The sequence below is a fragment of the Streptomyces sp. NBC_01017 genome, from assembly GCF_045162795.1.
Taxonomy (GTDB): Bacteria; Actinomycetota; Actinomycetes; order Streptomycetales; family Streptomycetaceae; genus Streptomyces; species Streptomyces machairae.
In genome coordinates this window covers 1-22,196 of sequence record NZ_CP108683.1, presented here as the reverse complement: position 1 = coordinate 22,196, position 22,196 = coordinate 1, and the positions used below count along the sequence as shown (strand labels likewise).

Here is a 22,196-nt window from a genome sequence, read left to right as displayed (position 1 = left end):
CCTATGGTGCAGTCAGATATCGCAAGTCGCCGAATACCCTGGCTGAAGCCCAGTCGAGGCCAAGGGCGGCGAGCGCGGTGAGCCTGTCGGTGGTGAGCTTCTCCATGCGGCTCTTCTGGTTCATGAGCCAGACTCCGAGCTTGACTTCGGTGCCGTCCTCCAGTCGCTCTACGTGGCTTCTGGGTACGGTCACGGTGCCCTCGCGGGTCTTGTACTGGGCCAGGGCCGCAATGCCCTCTCGAAGGCGCTCACGGGCGCTGTGGACGGCTTCGCGGACACCTCAGGCTCCGGCGCCACTGGCACGACGCCGAGTTGCTCCAGGCGTTCGCGCTGCCCGTCCGTCAGGGCCTGCCAGACCTTCGGCGTCCGCTGCCGGGTGAGCCACTTCCCGATGTCCATGCCGTGGACGGTGAACCCTGGCAGGATCTCGGGCTCTCTTCGTCGCGTACGACGTCGCGTAGCGCGGTGTAGTGGCGTTGCCAGTCGGCCGGCCATGCCGGGTTCCAGTCCTTGTCGACGGCTTCGAGCGCGGTCTTCCATTCGGGGTGGCCCCCAGCGCACCAGGGCGGCGCAGGTTGGACAACCACTGCCCCACCGGCCGGTCCAGCATCGTCGCGGACCGGGGCGCGCACAGCGTCCAGTGCTGCTCGTAGTACGCCTTGGCGGCCGCGAGGTTTTCCTGGAACCGCTCATCCGCCAGCGACCACACCATGCCCAGCTTCTCCAGCCGCCGGGCGCGCAGGCCGGTCATCTGCCCCGCCCCGTACGCCCTTCGTTGTTCTGCCACCCACTGCCCGAGGGGGTACGCGCCTTCCTTGTGCCCGTAGGGAACGCGGGCGTGAAGCTCACGCCCGGTGAACTTCTGCAGCGCCGCCCAGCCGCGCGCCCAGCACCGGCGAGGGCTGACGGCTGGCCGCTCCTATCGGCTTGTCGGTGTGGGCGGTTAGCCTGCTGGTATGTCAGAGGGTTTCATCCCGGGTCGTACGGGCGGCCTGATCTCTTTGGGGGCTGCGGACGCTCTGTGGGCCGGCTTGACGGCCGACGGCGCTGTGCCAAGGGCTTCTGCGGCGTTTACCTGTTCTCCTGCCAACGCCCGGGCGGGGTATGTCCTGCTCGGTGGCCGTGTGGTGGCGACGGTGAAGGCAGGCGACGGTCAGTGGAGTGTCCGGGAGATTGAATTGCGCCGGGCGGCACTGGAACTGAACGCGGTCGAGATGGACTGCCAGGACCTGGTCCGCATCGGTCCGTTCCGTGGCGCGCCGAAGAAGGAGTGCATCGAGGGAACGCTGCTGCGGTGGCGTCAGCGCATCACTTGGGAACTGCAGGAGCTGGCCGGCTTAGAGCGGGCAGCCCGGCGCGAAGGCGCTGGGCCGTGCCATCTGGCGGGGATCGACTGGCGACGGATAGTCGTGGAGCAGACCCGGGACCGGACGGAGCGGACATGGTGGCTGCCGCGTGCCGTGGTGAGACTGCTGGATGCCGCCGAGCATGCCGAAACGCGGTGGCTGCAGGCCGCGCGGCCCTGCCAGGCAAGCACCGCCGCCACCGTGCCGCCCGACTGCCAGCAGGTCCGAGCCACTGACGGCCGGCAGAGGAGCCCAACTGCCCCACTGCGCCCGTACAACGGGGAACTGCAAGGCCAGCTGTACTCGGTACTGAGTAGGAAGCCGGGCACCTCAGGCAAGGTGGTTGGGTGGGTTTGCGCTGTCTGCCGCACCGCACCCGCTGCCGTACTCGACCACTGCCATGAACACGACTACGTCCGCGCCCCCGTCTGCCACTCCTGCAACACACTGGAACGCCCCGACCACCTGTACAGCAACGACATCCGCGTAGCCAGCCGCTACACACGCCTCTTTGACACCAACGCCGTCGACTGGCTCCGCCACTGGCACCGCTGCCCCGGCTGCCGCGCCCGCACCACCCTGCCGCTGCCACACCTCGCCGCGTGGACCGCCTACATAGCCTGCCGATCGCTGCGCCCGACCCACCACGCCCCCCGCAGCTCCCGCGCGCGCAAACCCTGCGGTGTACTGCGCGTGTCCTGGACGGGCAGCCACAACGCCCCCCGTTCCTGCCTGCTCACCGTCGCCGTCGATTTCTGTCCTTCGGGCGAGCACCGTGTCCTGGCGCAAGTGCCCTACCGCGAAGCCGCCAAGCGGTTTGGCACCTGGCTGGCCGAGACCGCCCCCGCCGTGGCCGCCGCGGCCGGCCCCGACCGCCTGGACGGCCTCCCCACCCGCTTCCGGCCCGTCATCGCAGACACCAGCAGTGAGGGCCTGGCACTGTTCTGAACGAACGGCATCAGATCCGACACCCAACCCCAGCCGCCCGGAGCTGGTTCGCAGCCCACCCGGACGCCCATGAAACCCGCTGTTTCCTCCATCAACGCCGCAAGCTGTCCACAATTTCAGACATCTCCGGGACCCGCCGTCCCCGGAGTCTGGGCCCTGGCAGAAGGAACGCTTGCTCGGATTGTTCGCACCGGCGACCTGAGCAGAGGTGGGCCGCCCGCCCGGGCCCTACGTCGGCGGAGGTTGCTCAGAACCCTGCGGCGCGCCGGGCGGCGGCGGTTCGGGTGCGGGCGGCGTCAGCGGGGCGGATGCCTTGGCTGACGGGGTCGAGGGCGATGAGTTCGCGGTGCAGACGGCGGATCCGCAGGGCGAGATCGAGGTGGAGGCGGGGGCGTTTGTCGCGGACTTCGGCGATGGTGGCGGGGGTGACGTCCAGTCGCTGGGCGAGTGCGGTGGCGGGCCATCCGGCACGGGCCACGTCTGCCAGGAGCCGGGATGCTTCAGCGGAGTCGGTCAGGCCCGGTGCCTTGGGTTCGCGTCGGGCGGGGACTGGGATGCCGAGTACGGCGTCGGCGGTGGTGCGGGCGATGTTCCGCGTCTGTGTCTGCTCTGGGACGCGCAGCAGTCGGCGGACCAGGGTCACGGACAGACCGGCTCTGTCGGCGATGTCCTGCGCGGACATGCCCTGTTCGCGCAGTCGGGCCGCCCACCGGGCGGCGGCATGCGGTGGAACTCGGGCGGGGCGGCCGCGCAGGCGGTCCTGGTTGCGTTGACGGCGGGCTTTGAGTGCCGCGCGGCGGCACTCGGTGCGGGTGCAGCCGTAGTCGGCACAGGATGCCTGGCCGTGACGGACAGTTGACCGCTGCGGCCGGCGCTGCATGAGCGGCGCGGCCGGGCGCGGGGCGGCGATGGAGGCGGACTGTACTTCAGTAGGCGGCACGGTGATTCCTGCTGCGAGGTCGTGGTGCCGGTCTACGTTACGCGCTCACGAGGAGGGCAAAGGGACCACGCCTTCGGCTTCCTGGCAGAGCCGGGGGTAGCAGTTGCTGCTGGAGCCGGCCGCCGGGAGCACGGTCATGGTGATGGCAGTGGAGGGCAGACCATCAGCGGAACAACGGGCCACCTCTTACGCAGATGTGGCCCTCTTGGCTTGGCTGCCCTCACACGGTAAAAGTGTCGGCGGCCAGTAGCGGCCAGCTCGATTCCCCACGTGGCAGTCACACTCGGTAGTCTCGGTGCCGGCTCGCGGACCTGACGGTTGAAGGGGTTGAGGTTGTGGCACGTACCTGGCTGTCCATCCGGGTGGAGTTGGTCTCCGGGCACGGGGCAGACCTGTGGCCTCGCCCCGGCCGGGTCTTTGCCGCCGCTCGCTCGCACTCCTTCGCCCAGTTCGCCACGGCCATCGATCTCGCCTTCGGCCGCTGGTACTTGGCCCACTTGCACCTGTTCATCTTGTCCGACGGCTCCCGGGTCAGCCCTCTGGACTGGTGGGACGGCGAGGCCCCGGACGGCACCGTGGATGGCCATGCGACCAAGTTGAGCAGGCTGCAGGCCGAGGAGCAGTTCGCCTATGTCTTCGACATGGGCGACGACTGGGCCCACCTGTGCACGGTGGCGGAAAAGCGCATGGATCCTCTCGACGAACTCGGCGAGGCCCCCGACTGCCCGGTTCCCTACTGGGGTTGGGGCAGCCTCCCGGACCAATACGCACGCCGCTGGGACGGGGACGGCGGGGAGTCGCCGATGCCGAAGCGGCCAGCCCGCGGGCTCAGCGACCTGCCTCCGATCCTGCCGTGGTGGGGCGAACACCGCCGAGGATGACCTCACGCTGCGTACACGAAGCGGCCGTCAGTGGGGAATCGAAACGGCCGCTGACAGCAAAGCAGATCAGTACAACGGCGCTCCGGCGCATGAGGTCAGAGCCGTGAGCTTCTGGCATCGTCGCTGTCACAGGTCGCGGTGCTCGCAGGGGTTTGTTCGGTTCCGCAGTCACAGAACCACCGTTCGGTGTCAGCGGTGTTCACCCAGGTTCCCCCGCCGCAAGCAGAACAGCGGCTTAGCGTCATCGGCACGGCTCCATGGTAGTGCGCACTGGCCAGTGCATTCCGGGCCGACGCCGGGGTGCTCACAGGCCGAGGAACAGGTCCCGAAACAACATCTTGAGCGGGGAAGAGACGCTCGTGACGTACATGAGGCGGCCACCTCCGCTTCTTGTCGTGCCGCTCTCAGGCACCAGGCGGTTATGTGACTGTTTCGCGGGGTTTTGTGTTCTGATGGGATTCGTCGGTGTGCTGGGCCTGGCGAGGTTGGTCGGTCGGTTGTGCGTCTGAAGTGAGGGACCGGGCCGCGTCGCATTGAATGCAGGCTGCTGCTCGGGGCTGATCGAGCGCGGCGAGTGCTTCTTCGCGAGTGAGTGTCCGGTCGCTGGGGGTGCAGCCGACGACGTGCAGGAGCGTGGCGCCCGGGTGTCCGGGGCGGTGGGGCAGGTACTGGATGGTCCATGCGGGCGGGCGCCTATGAGAACGGCTGTCTGCTTGCGGACCGGTGTGGGTGGGGACGTGCTGGTAGGAGACACCGGGTACCGGGCGTGCGTGTGCGGGACTCACCCAGACTCGCTGCTCGGCAGGTTCGGCGGGGCCGCTCGTGGCGTCCTGCCACACCAGGATTCCTACCTGGTAGAGCCAGCCGTCCTCCGCCCGCCGGCGGGCGTGCAGCCGTCCGCGGACTTCCTGTCCGTCGGGGAGTACGAGGCAGATCGGCGGCGCGTTGTGTGCACCCTTCCCCTGGTCCACGATGACCGCTTGTGTCCCTTCGCTTCGACGGCGAGCCAGGCCTCTGCGCCGGCCACCGCTGACTCTCGCTGTTCTGCTTGATTCGGCAGGCAGGACAACGTCCCGACAAAGATAGGCTTTTCGCTGGCCCGTGCCGGTACGGAGTGTGCGGGACAGGTCCCTGTCCCCGCGGGCGGGATGCAGCAGGGCCGGGGCCGCCCCGGGCAGGAACTCGCCCGAGTGACCCCGACACGCTTTCCGGGGCAGCGTCAGCGGCCCGACCGTCAGGCTGTTGCCCATTCGAGTCCGAGGTCGGCGAGCTGCCGGAGCTTGTCGGCGGTGAGCTTGGCGCGCCTGCTCTTGGTGTTGCTGAGGAATACCCCGAGCTTCACGGCATGCTCCTGGCCGCTGACCACGATTGTCTCTACGTGACTCCTGGGGAGGTCAGGTGTCCTTCCCGGGTCTTGCACTGGGCCAGGGCCGCAACGCCCCGCTCGAAGGCTGCCATGGGTGTCGTGGACGGCTTCGCGGGCGCTTCCGGCTCCGACGGCAGCGGCGTGATGCCGAGTTGCTGCAGGCGCTCGCGCTGTCCGTCCGTCAGGGGGGCCTGCCAGACGACGGTCAGTCGGTCCACGAAAGCTTCCGCCCCATTGCCTTCTCGTAGAGCCGGCGCAGCTCCGTGCGGACGCTTTCCCTGTCTTGCAGTCCTGCCGTCAGGAAGTTGATCCACTTGTCAACTTTCTCCTGGCTCGCTGCTGTTGTCGGTGTAATCTTCTTCTCCCAAAGCGAAATGTTCACGGTCCCGCCGAGTGCAGCTGCGACATCTGCTTGGGAGAATTCCTGATCTGTGCGGAGTTGCAGCATCCGTTCCCGGAATGCCGACTTTGCGTCTTCCGTGCTGTGGAATATTGCATCATAGAGTGCTTGAAGTTCTTCTTGAATTTGCGGGTCGTCTGTCACTGCCTGGATCCAGAGGTGTGCCCTGTCCGGAGCGATGTAGCTGCCGGACTCGCCTCTCGATATATATACTTGTCCAATATTCAGCCTGTCTGCAAGCTCCTGCTGTGTCAGGCTTGCCTTCTCGCGCAGTTTCAACAGTTTCTGGCTGAAAGCGTTTTTGCCAACGGCGCGTGGGTGTTTACGTTGGTTGTCTTTTTGTTTAATGGCGTTGGGGTCTGGTGCGGGTTGTTTCCGCTTCCCGGGCCTTGATTGTCCGCTTGAGGGTGGTGGAGCCGGGTGGGGTGTGGGCTGGTTTCGGGGGTGGGTCTGCGGGTGTTGTGCCGGCGGGTGGGTTTGTGGGGTTGTCTGGGGGTAGTGCTGGGGCTGGGTCTGTTGGTCGGGGGTCCAGGTGTATGCGGGTGGCTGGGGCTGGTTTTGGGTTTGCTGCTGGTTGGCGAGGGCCCACTGGGTTGATTGCCAGGCGTAGGTGATTTGTGCGTCGAGGGTTACGGACAGGTCGGCCTTCCGGCTCTGGTATTGCCGCAGGTATGCGATCTGTCTGCTGGGGGACTGCCAGGCTGTGGTCCACCAGGCTGCGGGTTCAGCGTTGATTTTTTGGCTTGCCAGGAGTTGCGCCAGGCCGTTGGCGATGGTGTCCCATGTGGGTTGCTGGTCCATCTGGGCAAGCCAGTCGAGCCAGCGGTTGAGGACGTTTTCGTCCTTCTGTGACCAGGCGTGTGTGGCGGGGTGGGGGTGGACGGGCGGGGGCGCGGCTGGTGCGGGTTGTGGGGCGGGGTCGGGTGTCCAGACGTAGCCGGCCCCTTGGGTCTGCGGTTGCGGGGCGGGCACCGGTCCGGTCGTGGGGCGGGGGTTTGCGAGGACCTGTGCGAGCGCGTCGGCTCCGCCGTAGTGGCGGTGTGCCCGGCGGATGAGCGCCTTCGCCGCCTCGGGTTTGCCTCCCGCGTCCTGGAGGAATTCTTTCAGGCCTGCTTCGTCGCGCTGGTAATTGCGCTGGTATTCGTCCTGTGCGCAGGCGTTGAGGAAGTCGGTGAGCCATGCCGTGTCGTCGTCGGTCCATGTGCCGGGGGTGGGCTGGTCCTGTACGGAGGTGGTTGCACCGCTCTGCCCGCTGCCGGGTATGTCACCGGCGGCGGCCGGCTGGTAGACGGTGTTGTACCACGTGTAGTAGGCGCCGACGAGATCGTCCCAGGCATCCTCGGCCTCAGCGGCAGTAATGGGGCGGGTGCCGCACAGATTCGCCACGGTGGGAGAATTCCCGTACATCTGGCACAGCCACAGCTCATGATCGAGGTCGTCATCGTTGTAGTGGGCCTGGAGCTGGTGGCCAAGCCATTGGAGATCGGGGTTTTGAACGGTGGTGGACTGGGTGGACTGGAAGAGGATCGCCTGGAGGATGGTTTCCTCCTCGTTGCCGGCCTGCCCGGTACCACCGGCGCTACCGGCGCCAGGAGGGGGGTAGTTCTCCATATCGTGTCTGTTCCGTTCTCCTGGCCCCGCCCCCCTTCTGTGTCCCGGGCTGGGGGAAGGGCGGGAGCGGAGGCGCTGTTCGGCCCTTTGCGGAGCAAGGGGCCGGTTGTCCTGCATCGCATTGTGCGGTCCGTGACTGCATCCGTCCCTGCCCTGGGGGGCAGGGGGCAGGGACGGCGGGCCCTCCCAGGAGGGTGCTGCTGTTGTCGGGGGCGTGATCGGCTGGGGGTGTGACCGGGGGCGGGGCGGCCTGTGGTTCAGGTCGTGGTGGGCAGGCTCGTGCCGGCCGGCGGTCGCCAGGTGCCGGTGGGGTCTGAAGTGGGGTGGGTTCCTGGTGAACGCGGACAGGGACCGTTGTGCGGATCCGGCGGACCGGAAGCCTTTCATCGCGGGTTCGCGCTGCCCGGGGTGTTGTCACGTGGTCGGGTGGGGCGCGGGATGATCTTCGGGTTGTCCGTGTCGTGGCCGGGCCGCATCTGGCGGCGCCGGGCTCAGGCCGAGTCCAGCCCCAGTGCGGCCAGCACCTGCCGTCTGTCCGTGGTGAGCTTCCCGCGGCGCCCCTTCTGGTTCATGATCCACACTCCGAGTTTGACCTCGGTGCCGTCCTCCAGTCGCTTACGTGGGCCCTGGGGACCTTCACAGAGCCCGTGCGGGTCTTGTACTGCGCCAGGGCTGCAACACCCCTTCGTACGGGTCCGACGTGGCTACGGGGCCGCCGCCCATTCCAGCCCGAGGTTGGCCAGCGTGGTGAGCCTGTCGGTGGTGAGCTTCTCCCTGCGGCTCTTCTGGTTCATGACCCAGACTCCGAGTTTGACTTCGGTGCTGTCTGGCAGCGTCTCTACGTGCCCTCTGGGGACGGTCACTGCGCCCTCTCGGCTCTTGTACTGGGCCAGGGCCGCTACGCCTCGTTCGAAGGCGCTCAGAGCCGTCTTGGCGGCCTTGATGACCGCTTCCGGCTCCGGGGCCGGCGGGACGACGCCGACGGCCTGCAGGCGTTCGCGTTGCCCGTCCGTCAGGGTCTGCCAGACCTCGGGCTTCCGCTGCCGGGTCAGCCATTTGCCGATGTCCATGCCGTGGACGGTGAGCCCGGGCAGGACTTCCGCCTGGCCTTCCTCGTCGCGTACGAGCTCGCGCAGCGCGGCGTAGTGCCGCTGCCACTCCGGCGGCCATGACGGGTTCCAGTCTTCGTCGACGGCCTCGAGTGCCGTCTTCCATTCGGGGTGTCCGTCGAGGGTGCCGGGGCGGCGGAGGTTGGACAGCCATTGCCCCACCGCCCGGTCCAGCATGCTTGCTGAGCGGGGCGCGCAGAGTGTCCAGTGCTGGTCGTAGTAGGCCTTGGCGGCTTCCAGGTTTTCCTGGAACCGCTCGTCGGCCGGGGACCAGACCATGCCGAGCTTCTCCAGCCGCTGGGCGCGCTGGCCGCTCATCTCCCCAGCTGTGTAGGCCCGTCGCTGCTCTGCCACCCATTGTCCCAGGGGTGTCGCATCTTCCCGGTGTCCGTAGGGCACCCGTGCGTTCCCGACCCGTTCGACGTACGCCTTGAGCTTCGCCCAGCTGCGGGCCCAGTCCTGTCGTTCGGTGTCGATGACGTTGAAGGACACCCAGTCCGCGACCATCACTGGGTCACGCGGGGCGGCGAAACGGAGCAGGAGACGGGATTCTTCCTCGCCTTCATTGGGCGGCGTACCGATGTACTGGGACGGCTGCGCGACGTCCTTCTGTGGCTCTTGCGGGATGGCGAGCAATTCGATTGCTTCTTCGTCGTGAGCGCGCAGACCTTCCAATACCTTCACCAGCGGGCGATACGATCCTGAAGTGAACATGTCTTCCGGTTTTTCTCCGGGCTGGAGAAATACCGGCACGATCAGAGAGGCCAATTTCCCTTGTCCCGGCTTCTGACGCAAAGCGCGGCCGATGGCCTGGACGATGTCGTGAGGCGCGCCCTTGGGATCCAACAGGGCGACACTATCCACCGCTCTGATGTCGACGCCCTCGCCCAGGACCCGACAGTTCGAAAGCACCGCACGCTGCCCCGTGGACCCGAAGCCGCCCAGGACTTCCCGCCGGCGCTCGGGGACGTGCTCGCCGCACAGCCAGTTGGCCCAGATCCGCTTCGGGTACGTCTCGGGCTGGTCGGCGTGCAGCTTCGCCGCCACCCGCTGAAGGCCCTCCGCGTACGCCTGCGCCTCTATCGTCCGGTGGTGGAAGGTGATGCAGGTCTGCAGATTGTGCTGCGCCATCGTGTGCAGCAGCGCGGCCTGCAAGGCTCCGAGACGCTGCCCGCGCACCTCCTCACCGTGCCGCTCCTCGCCCATCAGCCGCTCGGGCGTGACGAGAGGATCTTCAAGCTCGACAACAATTACCTGATACCGAGCCAAAAGACCCCGGGAGACGGCAGAGGCGAGCGAGAGCTTGTAGAGGACGGGCCCGAAGACCTTCTCGTCGTCCATGGAGGCAGCCATCTCCCGCGGCAGCGGGTCACGCACCCCCTCAGCAACCTCCCGGTCCAGCCGCTCCTCCCAGATCCGCGGCGTCGCCGTCAGATACAGCCGCCGGTACGCCGGGAACACGCTCTGGTCGTGGATATCCGCCCACGCCTTCCCCATCGACCCCGAAGTCCGGTGCGCCTCATCAACCACCGCCAGGTCCACCGGGGCCAACTGCTGCCCGTAGACACCCTCAAAAGCCTCCGCCAGGACACCCAGCGACGCGTAGGTGGCGTAGATGGTCACCGGCCCCTGCCCGTGCCACAGCGCCAGCTGCACAGGGTTCGTGGTGGAGCGCACCCTCATGCTCCACAGCTCCGCATCGTCCTGGAGCGAACACACGGCAACCGCCGGCCCCTTGTGCCCGATGTCGTGCCACGCCTTCACCGTCTGCGCCAGCAGATCCAGCGTCGGCACCAGCACGAGCACACGCCCCCTGGGCACAACCCGCTTCGCCGACGCGGCAGCCATGATGGTCTTCCCAGTGCCACACGCGGCATGCACCTGCCCACGAAGACCGTCCCGGGGAATACCGCCCGGCGGGATATCGAAGCCGCGCACAATAGCGGCCACAGCCTCGATCTGGTGGTCACGCAGTTTCACGGCCATGCCCCGTGTGCGAATCTGAGTGTGTTTGTCCTGGGTCTGTACGGGGTGTCCCCGGGTGGGGTGCGGGTGTCTGGCCTGGGGTGTTGTTGGTGCCGGGGGCATCGGTGTGACGTGTGGTCGGGACAGTGATGTGCGGAGGTGCTGGTCGGGTTGGTGCAGATTCCTGAGCGGCAGGGCATTTTAGTGGCTGGGACGTAAGTGAGCGGACATTTCTCTGAATTCGCGTATATGTTCTGGTGGTTGGCGGATCGTGTCTGGTGGGGGAGGGGTACAGGGCGTCGACGGGCGGGGTAGGGCATGGCCGGGGCGGAATTCTTCAGCGGTGGCGGCCTGGGGCATGCTGGTGATGTCCCGCTGGTTCCCAGGGTGTTGGGGCGTGAGCAGGTGGTGTCCCGGTTGCTGGCGTTGGAGGCGCGTGGGGAGCTGGATGCGGAGCATGTGCGGCTGGTCGCTTCCTCGGTGGGGGTGTCGCGGCGGACGGTGCGGCGGTGGCTTCAGGCCGGACGTGAGGGGCGTACAGGCCCGGTTCAGCGGGAGCGTTTCCGGATCACGGACGAGTTGCATGGGCGTCTGGTGGCGTGGTGCGGGAACGCGGCCGCGGTGCACCGGGATCTGGTGGCCGAGGCCGCGCGGGTGCGCGTTGAGGGCAATCAGGTGCCCGATGTGCCGTCGTTGGCGACGCTGCATCGGGCGATCCGCCTCGACCTCAACCCCGGGCAGCGTGCGGCGCTTGCGGGCGGGGAGCCGGCCCGGCGGCGGCACGATGTGCATCTGCGGCGCCCGAGGCTGTGGCGGAATGCCTGCTGGGAGGCGGATCATAAGCATGTGCCGGTCGAGGTGCTGCTGGACGGCGAGTTGGTGTTTCCGTGGGTGACATGGTTCATCGACTGCGCGACCGAGGTGATTCCGGGTGCGGCGATCACGCCGCATCAGCCCTCGAGGGACGCGGTCCTGGCCGCGTTGCGGATCGCGCTGGTAAGGGATGAGGACTCCACGGGCCCGTACGGGCCGATCGGCGGCCTGCCCTCGCTGGTGCGTATCGACCGCGGCGCCGACTTCCTCTCCGCGACGGTCTCCGATGCGTTGGGGCATTTCGCGGTGCCGGTGCAGGACCTGCCCGCCTACCGGCCGGATTTGAAGGGGTCGATCGAGAACCTGAACCGGTGCGCGGAGCGGATGCGTTTCGCGTCCATGCCCCGCTACACCCACGCCCCCTCCATGAGGCTGCGCCCCGGCGCCCGCCCCGGGCGCGTGGACGAGGCGGCTGCGCTGCCGTTCGCCGAGTTCGTCCGTCTGCTGCTGGAGTGGATCACCTGGTGGAACACCGAGCACACCTCGCAGGCCCTCGACGGGCGTACGCCGCTTGAGGCGTGGCGGGCCGACCCGACCCCCGTCGAGGACGTGGACCGCTGTCTGCTGCACCGGTTCACGCTCGCCGACGACGGCCGTATCCGCACGCTGACCGCGAGCGGGGTGCGCTTCAACAAGCGCTATTACGTGGGGGAGTGGATGCACGGTGAGGCGGAGGTGGGATGCAAGGTCCGCATCCGTTTCATCCCGCACCACGACCACGAGATCGAGGTGTTCGAGGCGGCTTCGGGGAAGTACCTGGGGCCGGCGCACCCCTGCGATGAGGCGACCGATACTCAGCGCAGGGCGCACCGGCGGCGCAAGGCGGCCGAGAAGCGGCGCCTGGCCCGCGCTATGTCCGCGGCCGCCGAGCAGACTCGTACCCGGTACGCCGCGGTCACCGAGGTCAAGCCGCCCAGGCGGCTGGGCTCACTGAGCGCGGCGGAGGCCGACCGGGCTGCTGACAGCGAGCGGCTGGGGGATGCGGCCGAGCTCGCGCTGCCCGACCTGATCCCGCCCGCCGCGCCGCCGGATCACTGGCGCACCCCGGCCTCGCTGCGTGCGAAGTGCCGGCCCGCCCCGCCAGGCGACGGCTCAGGAATATCCCAGGAGGGAGAGGACCGATGACGGGCACCCTGCCCCCGGCCGACGGGGACCAGTACCTGGGCCTGAAACTGTCCGACGCGCACGTCGTGACCACCAGAGCGCTTCTCACGGCACGGGAGAACCTTGCCGACACGGTCGAGGCGCGGGCGATGATGTGCGTCTACGGCGACTCGGGATGCGGCAAGACCCTGGCGGTCAACACCGGCCTGCGCGAGCTGGAACCCGCCGAGGACGTACGGCGGATCACGTTCCGCTCCCGCCCCACCGCCCGGGCGGTCCGCTACGAGATCTTCGCCGCGCTGGGCCTGCGGGGCGATGCCCCCGCGCACCCCTCCGAGTTCGACCGGCTCCTCAAGGACGCCCTGGCCGTGAAGCCCCGCACCCTGGTCGTGGACGAGGCGCAGTGGCTCAACTCCGAGGCGTTCGAGTACTTCCGCTACCTGTGGGACGACTACGCCACTCAGCTCGCGATCATCTTCGTCGGCGGTCCCGGCTGCTACACCGTGCTGCGCAAGGAGCCGATGCTCGCCTCCCGCATCTTCATCTGGCAGCGCTTCACGCCCCTGACCCGCGCAGAAGTGCTCGAGGTGATCCCGCTGTTCCACCCGGTGTGGGAGAACGTGAAGGAGGAGGATCTCCTTTTCGTCGACGAGCACGCCGCGCACGGCAACTTCCGCAACTGGGCCTGGCTGACCGTTCAGGTGCTGCGCGGCCTCAAGCGTCTTGGCCGCGAGCAGGTGGACACCGAGGTCGTGCGCTGGACCTTCAGTCACCTGGGCAAGAACGGCCACCTGGACGACACCCCATGAGCCCCGCCGCACGCACCCGTAACCCTCCGTCCGCTCGACGGCGGCGTGCTCCGGGCCGCGCGCAGCCTGCCTGCACGGTCCCCGGTGTGCCCCGGCACTACCTGTCGCTCAAGGGCGCCGACGCCGTCCCTGTGCCGGTCTTAGCGGACCTGGCCCGCCGTCTCGAGCAGATCGCCGCCCAGAAGACGATCATGTGTCTGTCGGGCAACGCCGGGGTCGGCAAGACCTTCGCCCTCGACGTGGTGCTTGCCTCAATGCCTCGGCCCGCCCGCCGCGCACGCCTTGGCCGCCTGGTGCCCCGCCCCGCTCCCACCCCCCTGGCCCTGCGCGCGGACCTCGCCGACGCCTTGAACCTTGAGGCACGGACGCAGGATCCAGGGGCCTTCGACGCGGCGGTACGCGAAACCCTGGCCGCCCGCGACCATCTGTTGGTGGTGGACGAGGCTCAGCGCCTGGATGCCGCATGCTTCGAGTACCTGCGGTATCTCTTCGACGCACCCCACACCCGGGTCGCGATCGTCCTGGTGGTCGGCGAGCGCGGCCAGGCGGTGCTGCGCCGTCAGAGGATGCTCGCCTCCCGCACCGCCGTGTCGCTGCACATTCCCCAGCTCACTCCCGCCGACGTCGCCGAGGTGATCCCGCGCTTCCATCCGTTGTGGCGCGGGGCCGACCCTGATGCTCTCGGGCGGCTCGATGCCCGCTGGTGCCACGGCAACTTCCGCCGCTGGGCACAGACCACCCACCACACCCTGCGCCTGCTGCGCCAGACCCCCGCACCCCAGGGCGCGCCCCACCCGCTGCTCGAAGACGTCCTGGACGCCGTCCTCCCGCCGCGCGAGGAACCCTGAGATGCGCGCCCGCACCGCTCCGCAGGTCGGGCCGGTAACGCTGATCTGCCACCCGGACGACACCGCCGCCTGGCCGTGCTCCGTCCTGGCCGCATCCAGCCCGGCTACCGGATGCGTCGCGGTGGACAACGTTCCCGGCAGCTCCGCCGCCCTGCGCCCGGCTCAGCCCGCGCTGCTCGCCCACGCCGACGTCGCCGAGCCCGACCACCCCACCCCCGGGCAAGCAGCCCTCCTGCCCGCGTCCTTGAGCGGTCATCGGGCTGTGGCCCGCAGCCGTGTACCCCTACCCCTGAGCCCTCCGGTGCTGGCTGAGCTCACCGAGCGCCGTCTGCTGGATGCCCGGTCCACGCCGCGCGCCCCCGTTCTCCACCCGGACCTGCTCTTTGCCGCCGCCCTGCCAAAGACGCGCGCCTGCGCCGGGAGGCCGGCATGAGCCGAAAGATCATCTACCCGGCCGCGTCACCGGTCACCGTGCTCCTGGACCCCGCTGACGACGCCGCCGTCACCCGCGCCGCCCTTGCCGCGCACAATCCATCCGCCGGCCGCGTCACCGTTCACCCCACGCCCGCCGCGTCTGCCCGCGCGCTGGCCCTCGACATTCTCGCCGCCCTCGGCAAACCGACCGAACTGCCGGGGGACTGGGGCACTCAAGGCCCGCCCGTCTTCAACATCGTCGGCGCCTGGATCCTTGCCCTGCCCATCACCCGGCTCACCGTGCTGCGCGCCCACCTCCTGGACGAGAAAATCTGGTCCGCGCTGCTCGCCCTGCGCCTGCGCACGGGCGTGCACCTGGTAGCCGTCTGCCACACCCGGCGCCCGCCCGCCGTGGTGCGCACCGCGCTACGCGACATCGACCACCACACGGTGTCCACCGACCACCACGTGGGCGACTTGCTGGCCAAGGCCCCGACTGTCCCTCCGCCGCGCCGCGGTGCCCAGGGGCGGTGGATCACCGTCCCCGCCCTGGCCTACCTCGATTCCCACCAGGACTTCCCCGACTGCCACTGCACCCCGCCCCAGGCCCGCCGCCCCAATGTGCCCGAACGCGCCTACGGTATCGACCAGCTCGCCCACCGCCTGGCCACCCGTACCGCCTGCCCCCAGCTCGTCGGCGCTCTGGCCACCGCCGTGTTCACCGGCGCCCCCCTCACCCAGCTCTACGCCGTCCGCGCCGGCGACCTCGATGCCGGCGCTACCACCCTCACCCTCCATGACCGTTACCGCACCCGCCGCCCGGGCTTCGTCACCGACTGCGGCATCTTCACCGTCCCGCCGTGGGCGAGGCCCTTCCTGCTGGCCGCGGCGAACCTCGTTCACCTGTCCCCGCGCGGCGACGACTCCCTCTTCTCCACCGGCCTGCCGCGGGTCCTGATGAGCCTGACCGACTTCGCCGAACACTGCCGCCTGCGCCCGCCGCAACCCGCACCGGCATGGCCGCGCCCCCGAACCAGACGCAAAAAACGGGCCGGCCCGCCCACAATCCAGTGGTACAACGGCATCGACGCACTCAGCTGCAAGTACGTCAGCTACGAGCAGTGGCTGCGCTCGGCCGGAGGGGAGTCGCCACCCGCGTGACGGTCCACACGGCCAAGCGACAACGGTCCCACCCTCCCCCGATGATCCGCGTGACCATCCTTACCGCGGCCTCGGCCCCGATGTTGGGTCCCGGGTCCTCACCAGTCAGAACGACTGACCTGGCGCCGACCCGACATCCCCATCACGGCCCCGTGCGGCTGAATCTGCCGCCCCGGCCCAACGAGCGAGGCGACGGCAGGGATCATGAATGTGTGGAGGACTGGTCCGACTGCTTCGATGCCGATGAGTTGCGTATCCGTCTCGACGTGGCGCTGGAGGAGAACGCTGAACTGCTCCAAGAGATCGCTCGGCTGAGAGCCGACAACGCGCAGCTGCGTAGCCTTCTGGGCCCCGGAGGCCGGGCCGCTCCCGCCGCCGCCATGCCTCCCATGACCGAGCCGGTCCTGGACCTGCCGCTGCCTGTGAGGGCTGAAGGCCTTCCGTATGCGGATGCTTCTTCCAGCGCTGAGGCGAAGATCGTTCTCTTCCGGGCTCTGTTTGCCGGACGTGAGGACGTCTACGCCAGGCGGTGGGTGAGCGCCAGGTCAGGCCGTACCGGATGGAGTCCCGCCGAGGACAACCCCTTCGACAAGAACAAGGCCGAGGAAGACCGCATCTTCTGGCCCTTGAATGACGAGGGCGTCTACCGTCACCTCGATCCGACCCGCCAGGGGCGCAGCGAGCTGCACATCGGCCTGTACCCGCTGCTGGCCGACGACACCTGCCGCCTGCTCGCTGCGGATTTCGATGGCAAGGACGGCAGCGACTGGCGCGCCGACGCGACCGCCTACATCACGGCCTGCCACGAGGCGGACGTCCCTGCCCTCCTCGAAATCTCCCGCTCCGGGAAGGGCGCGCACGTGTGGACGTTCTTCACCGCCCCCATTCCCGCGGCCACCGCCCGCGCGCTGGGCATGGCATTGCTGCGCCGGGCGATCGATGCCCGCGGGCAGATGGCCCTCACGAGTTATGACCGGCTCTTTCCCGCCCAGGACTTCCTGCCGACCAAGGCCAAGGGCAGTTTCAAGTTCGGCAGCTTGATCGCGCTTCCCCTGCAGGGCGCATGCCGCGCGGGCGGCACCACCGTCTTCGTGGACCCCGGCACCTGGCAGCCCTATCCGGACCAGTTCGCTCACCTCTCCCGCACTGAGCGCCTGTCCCCGGCCGACGTCGAGGCACTTGTGGACAAGCTCGGACCGGTCAAGGCCGGCCCGTCCCCGACCGCGCCGGAACTGGGGCCCCGGCCCCGCCGCAAGGCCCTCGGCAAGGCACCCGCGCGTGTTGAGGCCCGCCTCGCGGCGATGCTGGAAATCTCCACGGTCGGTCTGCCACCGCAGCTGCTGGCCGCGCTCAAGCACGCGGCGTCGTTTCACAATCCCGAGTTCTACCGTAAGCAGAACCAACGCTTCTCCACCTTCAACACCCCGCGCCTCGTCTGCGGCTTCGACGCCTGTGACCCCGACTGGCTCAGGCTGCCCCGAGGCCTGGCGGACGAGGCGACCGGGCTCATCACCGCTGCCGGAGGCACTCTCACCCTCACCAGTGACCTGCCCGAACCCGAGCCGATCACGGCCCACTTCACCGGCACACTGACCCCCACTCAGCAGCAGGCCGTGGACGCGATGACCAAACATGCGGCGGGGACCCTGGTCGCACCACCCGGTTCCGGAAAAACCGTCATGGCCTGCGCCCTGATCGCCCACCACCGCACCCCGACCGCGGTCATCGTGAACCGGGCGGAGCTGCAGGCCCAGTGGACCGAACGCCTTGCCACCTTCCTCGACCTCGGCGAGAAGCAGCCCGGCTCACTCGGGGCAGGCAAGGACCGCCGCGGCCACGCCGTCGACCTGATCATGCTGCAGACGCTCTCCCACCGCGACGCCCCCGATGGCCTCCTCGACGGGTACGGCCTGGTCATCGTGGACGAGTGTCACACGATCGGTGCGCCCGGAGCGGAAGCGGCGATCCGCCGAGCGAAAGCCCCTCGCTGGATCGGGCTCTCGGCCACCCCCTACCGCGCGGACCAGATGGACCCGGTGATCACGATGCAGTGCGGCCCGATCCGCCACGAGATCGACGACACCAGCACCTTCGCCAAACACCTCGTCGTGCACCCCACCACCTTCACCACCGACGAGCCGGGCACCGACGGCGCCTCCATCCAGGCCATCTACAACGAACTCGCCCACCACGGCGCCCGCAACCAGCTGATCGCAGCGGACATCGCAGACGCCACCCGGCGCGGCCGGTGCAGCCTGGCACTGACCAACCGTGTCGAACACCTGAAGCAACTCACCGACGCCCTCAGGCCCCATGACGTCACCCCGCTCGTCCTGCACGGCGGCCTGCCGCCGGCCGAGCGCGCCCGGATCCGCGCCGCCCTGGCCGAGGAACACGACGGGCCGCTGGTGCTGCTGGCGATCGACAAACTCGCCGGCGAGGGCTTCGACGCACCCCGCCTCGACACCCTGTTCCTGACCAGCCCCATCTCGTTCAAAGGCAGGGTGATCCAGCAGGTCGGCCGGATCATGCGCAACACCGAAGCCAGAAAGTCCCACGTCGAGGCCCACGACTACCTCGACGCCGACGTCCCCCTCCTGGAGCGGATGCACCACAAGCGCCGCCGCATCCTCGAACGCCGCGGCTTCACCACCACCACACCAGCGAATCTGCCGCCGACACCGCCGCGTGCACCTGTTGCCGCCGCCCGGCAGCCCCAATCCGTAGCTCCCGTACCGAGCGTGGCGGAGGTACGGGCCTGGGCCCGCGAGCAGGGCATGGAAGTACCACCACGCGGCAGGCTCCGCGCAGGGATCTGGGACGCCTGGCACGCAGCCCACCCGACCTCGGACGAGCACGACACCGTGCTCAACCGGTGAACTCTCCGACGGACGCTCCCACTTCGAGCCCAGTGGTGCCATACGACTGCCGAAGCGACCTGGGAGAAAGTCATGGCCGCTGGAACCCCTCGCCTGGCCCGCGCTGCGGCGGGCAGAGCACCACCAGCGCGTGGCCGGACGGTACGCACGAAGAAGTCCGGCACCAGTTGCCGCTGCCGGCCCTTTTCACGCCAGATCAGCTGCGCCGACCAGGCACTGAAGTCGACCACCCCGGGTGGAAGTCCAGCAGCATCGCCGTCGACAAACGGTCCAGCAACCGGCAGCCAGCCCGACCGTGGTGGCCGCCCACCACCGGGCGAAGTCCGCCGCACCCCACCAGAGCCTGGACAGCCCGAGGGCGGGGCTCTCTCATTCCGCCCGTACGGACGAGAACGGAGTACGGCAGGTGTGGTGGCTCCCCATGGCGGCGAGGGCGTTGATACCGGTGGCCGGCTATGCCCAGCGCATGCCGATCGCTGTCAGCTGCTCGATGCGCTCGGGGGAGAGTGTGGCGGCTCTGCTGCGTTGGTTGCTGATCCATGACCCCAGCTTGAGGTCTCGTTCCTGCTGGTCTCCGCTGTCGCCGGTGACTATCCGTTCGATGTGTCCTCTGGGTACCTGGAGGTGGCCTTCGCGTTCGTAGTATTGGCGGGCGGCGGCGTAGTTCAGTGCCCACTTGTCGGCGTGTGTGGGGCGCAGGGGCGGCTTCTCGTTCTCGGCCGTGGGCTGGATCCCGAGGACGTGTTCACACATCCACTGCTGGACTGAGGTGAGTTTGCCGAAGGCGAACTGCTGCTGGCGTACCCACCGTCCGAGGTCCTGGCCCTGGTGCACGGTCTCGCCCGGTCCGGTCGGGAGCACGCCGTGGGCCTGGAGGTGCTGGCGGACGAGGTGGAAGGCGCGTTGCCATTGGACGGGCCAGGCGGGACACCAGGATGGGTCGATGTCGTCCAGTTGCTCGCGCCGCTCGGGGGCCAGCGTTCCGGTGCGGGCGTCGGCTCGCGCGTTCTTCAGCCAGATGCCGACCTTGTGGCCGCGGTGGACGGCGTCCAGCGGCGCCAGGAGGTGTCCGTTCTCCTTCGCCCACTCACGCGCCGCGGTGAGCCCTTCCTCCCACGCGACGTCATGGTGCGACCAGACCATGCCCAGCTGCTCCAGCTGCCCGGCGCGTTCGGCGTGCAGGCGGCCGCGGGCGTGCAGGTGGCGGGCGTCGGCGATCCACTGTCCGAGCGGGAAGCCTGCGAGCGAGGCCGGCCACCTCTCGCGCACACCCTCGCTCTCCTGTTCGCCCTGGTCCTCGGCCTCCACCTCCTGCTCCTGGCCGTCGGGGACGCGGTAGGTGAACGGGATCTTCAGGCTGCCGTGGAGCCGGGTGTAGATGACGGCTGCTTCGACGCCGCGCCGCCAGTGCTCTTTCTCGGGGTGGAGGACGCGCAGGTTGATGAACGCGGCGAGGGCGGCCGCATCGCGCGGGGTGCTGAACTTCAGCAGCGCCCGCGCCGGCACCGAGACGGGGACGCCGTCTTCACCCTCGGCGCTCTCTGCATCCGGGTCTCCTGCGCGGCTTGGGACGCCCTTGGAGCGGCTGGGTGCCTGCGGCACAGCCAATGCCTCCACGAGGCGGGTGTCGTGTGCCCTGAGGGCTTCCAGGAGCTTGGCCAGGCCGCCGTAGGCCTTGCTGGTGAGCATGTTGTCCCCGGTTTCCCCGGGCCCGAGCAGGATCGGCACCACCAGCGAGGCCACCTTGCCCTCACCGGGTTGGATGCGCAGGGCACGGCCGACGGCCTGGACCAGGTCGGGCATGGACCCGCGGACATCGGCGAAGTACACGCTGTCGCAGTTGTGGATGTCGACGCCCTCACCCAGGACCTTCGCCGACCCCAAAAAGCGCCTGACCGCGTTCGTACCGCCGGCGAACTCGTCCAGCACACGGCGCCGGTGGGCCGGCGGGTGATCGCCACAGAGCCAGTCGGCCCAGACCGCGCTCGGGTACAGCTCCGGCGCGTCCGCGTGCAACTGCGCGGCGACGTCGGGCAGGCCGGCCGCGAAGGCCTCGGCCTCCCTGACCAGGTGGTGGAAGACCAGCGTCCGGCCGAAGGACTCCTCGGCCGACGCCTTCACCAGCGCCGTCTGAAGAGCCGCGAGCCGCGCCCCGCGCACCTCATCCGACCGGCCCTCTATGCCCAGGACCTGCGCGGCCTTCAGCTGAGTGTCGGTGATGTCCACGCACACCACCTGATACGGCGCACAGATGCCCCAGTTGACCGCCTCGGACAGGGTCAGGGTGTAGCACCTGCTGCCGAACGGTCCGTCCGGATCGTCCTCCATCGACGCGACCAGCTCACCGGGCACCCCCGCGCCGGTGTCGTCGTCCAGCTGCCACAGTCGGGGTGTGGCGGTCATGTACAGCCGCCGCAGTGCGGGGATGCGGGTGTTGTCGTGCACGGCCGCCCAGGGCTTGCCGATCCGCCCCGAGGTCCGGTGCGCCTCGTCCACGACCACCAGGTCCCAGCCCGGAAGCCCGGCCGCGTGCGCCCGCTCCAGCGTGCCGAGCCCGAGCGAGGCATACGTGGCGAACACCGTCACCCTGTCGAACGGCCGAACCCAGTCGACCAGCTCCTCAACCGCCGTGGTGTTCGGGAAGACCGCTTGATCCCCGTGCAGTGACGACACCCCGATCATCAGCCCCTTGCGGCCTCCCTCATGCCACTCGGCCTGGGTCTGCGTGAGCAGGTCCAGCGAGGGCACCAGCACCAGCACCCGGCCCGCCCCCAGCTCCTCCGCGCTGCGCACGGCCACCAGGGTCTTGCCCGAGCCGGTCGCCATGACCACCTGCGTCCGCAACCCCCGCTCGGGCACAGTCGACCGCGGCGGCAGTTCGAGCGCGCGCAGCACCGCGTCGACAGCCTCACGCTGATGGGGACGGAGAGTCTTCGGCACGTTCTCCGCTCCTCCAAGGGCTCTGCTGTCGTCGGTGACGCGATCGTGTGACGTTCTGGTGGCGCGTCACGGATGTCATCCGGTGGGGGATGCTGAGGCAAGTTTAGATCTCGGCTTCATTTTGAAGCATACTAGAGAGGTAGCTTCCTTGCCCAGCAATGGCTCATGTCTGACATGCCGTCACTTCCAGCCTCGAGCCCCGTGCCCTCACCCCTTCCCGCTGGCATGGTTAGCGTCTCGCCCACAACGCGGGCGAGACGAGGGGGCGGAGTCCCCTCAGGGAGCGGAATGGACAGAGCGTCAATCCACTCTCGCAACAAGAGGAGTGAGCGGCCGCGTGCGATTCCCCGGGTACTCAAGAGCAATACGCGCAGCGCGGTGGTCCGCTCTCACAGGACCGCGCCCACCCACTCCTTTGCAGCCGGCTGAAGGAGCCCCGCTTGCGGGGCTCCTTCAATTTCGCGCTTGCGCGAAATTGACACGCTTTCAGAATTCCGCTTGCGGAATTCAATTCCCGCGCGAGCGCGGGAATTCGACGGAGCGTCAGCGGAGTCGGGCCGAAGCGTCAGCGGAGGCCATCACTCTGCAGCGCGCCAGCGCTG

The 22,196-nt window shown here is 68.8% G+C and carries 16 protein-coding genes and 1 pseudogene; 8 read left to right on the top strand and 9 right to left on the bottom strand.

Translation table 11 applies throughout. The features are described from left to right. Position 1 precedes the first annotated feature (1 nt). The 3 genes and pseudogenes from OG331_RS00085 to OG331_RS00075 all read right to left on the bottom strand — a co-directional run. Positions 2-193, bottom strand: a complete 192-nt coding sequence (locus OG331_RS00085) for a hypothetical protein (protein WP_406190269.1) — start codon at positions 191-193, stop codon at positions 2-4. After that, positions 190-399 carry a helicase associated domain-containing protein gene (locus OG331_RS00080; protein WP_406190266.1) on the bottom strand — a complete coding sequence of 70 codons (210 nt, stop codon included), beginning with the start codon at positions 397-399 and terminating at the stop codon, positions 190-192. Before OG331_RS00080 ends, OG331_RS00085 begins: the two co-directional genes overlap by 4 nt. 172 nt (positions 400-571) lie before the next feature. Beyond that, positions 572-877: pseudogene (locus tag OG331_RS00075) on the bottom strand (helicase associated domain-containing protein); the annotation flags it as partial. Between the two features lie 301 nt (positions 878-1,178). On the opposite strand from OG331_RS00075, the gene OG331_RS00070 reads away from it, so the two are divergent. After that, the gene (locus OG331_RS00070) at positions 1,179-2,294 is read left to right on the top strand and encodes an endonuclease domain-containing protein (protein WP_406190263.1); all 1,116 of its coding nucleotides are present in this window, start codon (positions 1,179-1,181) and stop codon (positions 2,292-2,294) included. 247 nt (positions 2,295-2,541) lie between these two features. On the opposite strand, the gene OG331_RS00065 is transcribed toward OG331_RS00070, so the two are convergent. Beyond that, the gene (locus tag OG331_RS00065) at positions 2,542-3,234 is read right to left on the bottom strand and encodes a hypothetical protein (RefSeq protein WP_406190261.1); all 693 of its coding nucleotides are present in this window, start codon (positions 3,232-3,234) and stop codon (positions 2,542-2,544) included. Between the two features lie 335 nt (positions 3,235-3,569). Here OG331_RS00065 and OG331_RS00060 point away from each other — a divergent pair, with 335 nt between their 5' ends. Further along, positions 3,570-4,115: an IS1096 element passenger TnpR family protein gene (locus OG331_RS00060; RefSeq protein WP_406190258.1), complete on the top strand. Its 546-nt coding sequence runs from the start codon at positions 3,570-3,572 to the stop codon at positions 4,113-4,115. Positions 4,116-4,534: 419 nt separating this feature from the next. Here the strand turns inward: OG331_RS00060 and OG331_RS00055 are convergent, their stop codons facing one another. The 4 genes from OG331_RS00055 to OG331_RS00040 form a co-directional block, all read right to left on the bottom strand. Next, on the bottom strand, positions 4,535-5,365 hold the full coding sequence (locus OG331_RS00055) for a DUF6233 domain-containing protein (RefSeq protein ID WP_406190255.1): 831 nt from the start codon (positions 5,363-5,365) through the stop codon (positions 4,535-4,537). Between the two features lie 124 nt (positions 5,366-5,489). After that, on the bottom strand, positions 5,490-5,699 hold the full coding sequence (locus OG331_RS00050; protein ID WP_406190252.1) for a hypothetical protein: 210 nt from the start codon (positions 5,697-5,699) through the stop codon (positions 5,490-5,492). Continuing rightward, positions 5,687-7,492: a helix-turn-helix domain-containing protein gene (locus OG331_RS00045; protein ID WP_406190249.1), complete on the bottom strand. Its 1,806-nt coding sequence runs from the start codon at positions 7,490-7,492 to the stop codon at positions 5,687-5,689. The genes OG331_RS00050 and OG331_RS00045 overlap by 13 nt, the downstream gene beginning before the upstream one ends. 704 nt (positions 7,493-8,196) lie before the next feature. Further along, positions 8,197-10,587: a Helicase associated domain protein gene (locus OG331_RS00040; RefSeq protein WP_406190246.1), complete on the bottom strand. Its 2,391-nt coding sequence runs from the start codon at positions 10,585-10,587 to the stop codon at positions 8,197-8,199. 297 nt (positions 10,588-10,884) lie between these two features. Here OG331_RS00040 and OG331_RS00035 point away from each other — a divergent pair, with 297 nt between their 5' ends. The 6 genes from OG331_RS00035 to OG331_RS00010 all read left to right on the top strand — a co-directional run bounded on the left by OG331_RS00035 (position 10,885) and on the right by OG331_RS00010 (position 18,654). Continuing rightward, positions 10,885-12,564 (top strand): Mu transposase C-terminal domain-containing protein, encoded by a 1,680-nt coding sequence (locus OG331_RS00035; RefSeq protein WP_406190243.1) that lies wholly within the window; start codon positions 10,885-10,887, stop codon positions 12,562-12,564. Then, complete coding sequence (locus OG331_RS00030) at positions 12,561-13,352, top strand: AAA family ATPase (protein ID WP_406190240.1); 792 nt, start codon at positions 12,561-12,563, stop codon at positions 13,350-13,352. The genes OG331_RS00035 and OG331_RS00030 overlap by 4 nt, the downstream gene beginning before the upstream one ends. Positions 13,353-13,438: 86 nt before the next feature. Next, positions 13,439-14,200, top strand: a complete 762-nt coding sequence (locus OG331_RS00025) for an AAA family ATPase (protein ID WP_406190237.1) — start codon at positions 13,439-13,441, stop codon at positions 14,198-14,200. 1 nt (position 14,201) lies between these two features. Further along, positions 14,202-14,633, top strand: coding sequence for a hypothetical protein (locus OG331_RS00020; protein ID WP_406190234.1), 432 nt, complete (start codon positions 14,202-14,204; stop codon positions 14,631-14,633). Next, a complete protein-coding gene (locus tag OG331_RS00015; RefSeq protein WP_406190230.1) occupies positions 14,630-15,775 on the top strand; it encodes a hypothetical protein in 1,146 nt (381 codons plus the stop codon). The genes OG331_RS00020 and OG331_RS00015 overlap by 4 nt, the downstream gene beginning before the upstream one ends. Positions 15,776-15,987: 212 nt before the next feature. After that, positions 15,988-18,654 (top strand): TOTE conflict system archaeo-eukaryotic primase domain-containing protein, encoded by a 2,667-nt coding sequence (locus tag OG331_RS00010; protein ID WP_406190228.1) that lies wholly within the window; start codon positions 15,988-15,990, stop codon positions 18,652-18,654. Between the two features lie 453 nt (positions 18,655-19,107). On the opposite strand, the gene OG331_RS00005 is transcribed toward OG331_RS00010, so the two are convergent. Next, complete coding sequence (locus OG331_RS00005) at positions 19,108-21,594, bottom strand: Helicase associated domain protein (RefSeq protein WP_406190225.1); 2,487 nt, start codon at positions 21,592-21,594, stop codon at positions 19,108-19,110. Between the last annotated feature and the right edge of the window lie 602 nt (positions 21,595-22,196).

Bases quoted from the DNA above. Each gene is read 5' to 3' on its own strand.
- OG331_RS00020 (WP_406190234.1), top strand. From the start codon at position 14,202: ATGCGCGCCCGCACCGCTCCGCAGGTCGGGCCGGTAACGCTGATCTGC.
- OG331_RS00040 (WP_406190246.1), bottom strand. From the start codon at position 10,587: ATGGCCGTGAAACTGCGTGACCACCAGATCGAGGCTGTGGCCGCTATT.
- OG331_RS00030 (WP_406190240.1), top strand. From the start codon at position 12,561: ATGACGGGCACCCTGCCCCCGGCCGACGGGGACCAGTACCTGGGCCTG.
- OG331_RS00080 (WP_406190266.1), bottom strand. From the start codon at position 399: ATGGACATCGGGAAGTGGCTCACCCGGCAGCGGACGCCGAAGGTCTGG.
- OG331_RS00015 (WP_406190230.1), top strand. From the start codon at position 14,630: ATGAGCCGAAAGATCATCTACCCGGCCGCGTCACCGGTCACCGTGCTC.
- OG331_RS00035 (WP_406190243.1), top strand. From the start codon at position 10,885: ATGGCCGGGGCGGAATTCTTCAGCGGTGGCGGCCTGGGGCATGCTGGT.
- OG331_RS00045 (WP_406190249.1), bottom strand. From the start codon at position 7,492: ATGGAGAACTACCCCCCTCCTGGCGCCGGTAGCGCCGGTGGTACCGGG.
- OG331_RS00055 (WP_406190255.1), bottom strand. From the start codon at position 5,365: ATGGGCAACAGCCTGACGGTCGGGCCGCTGACGCTGCCCCGGAAAGCG.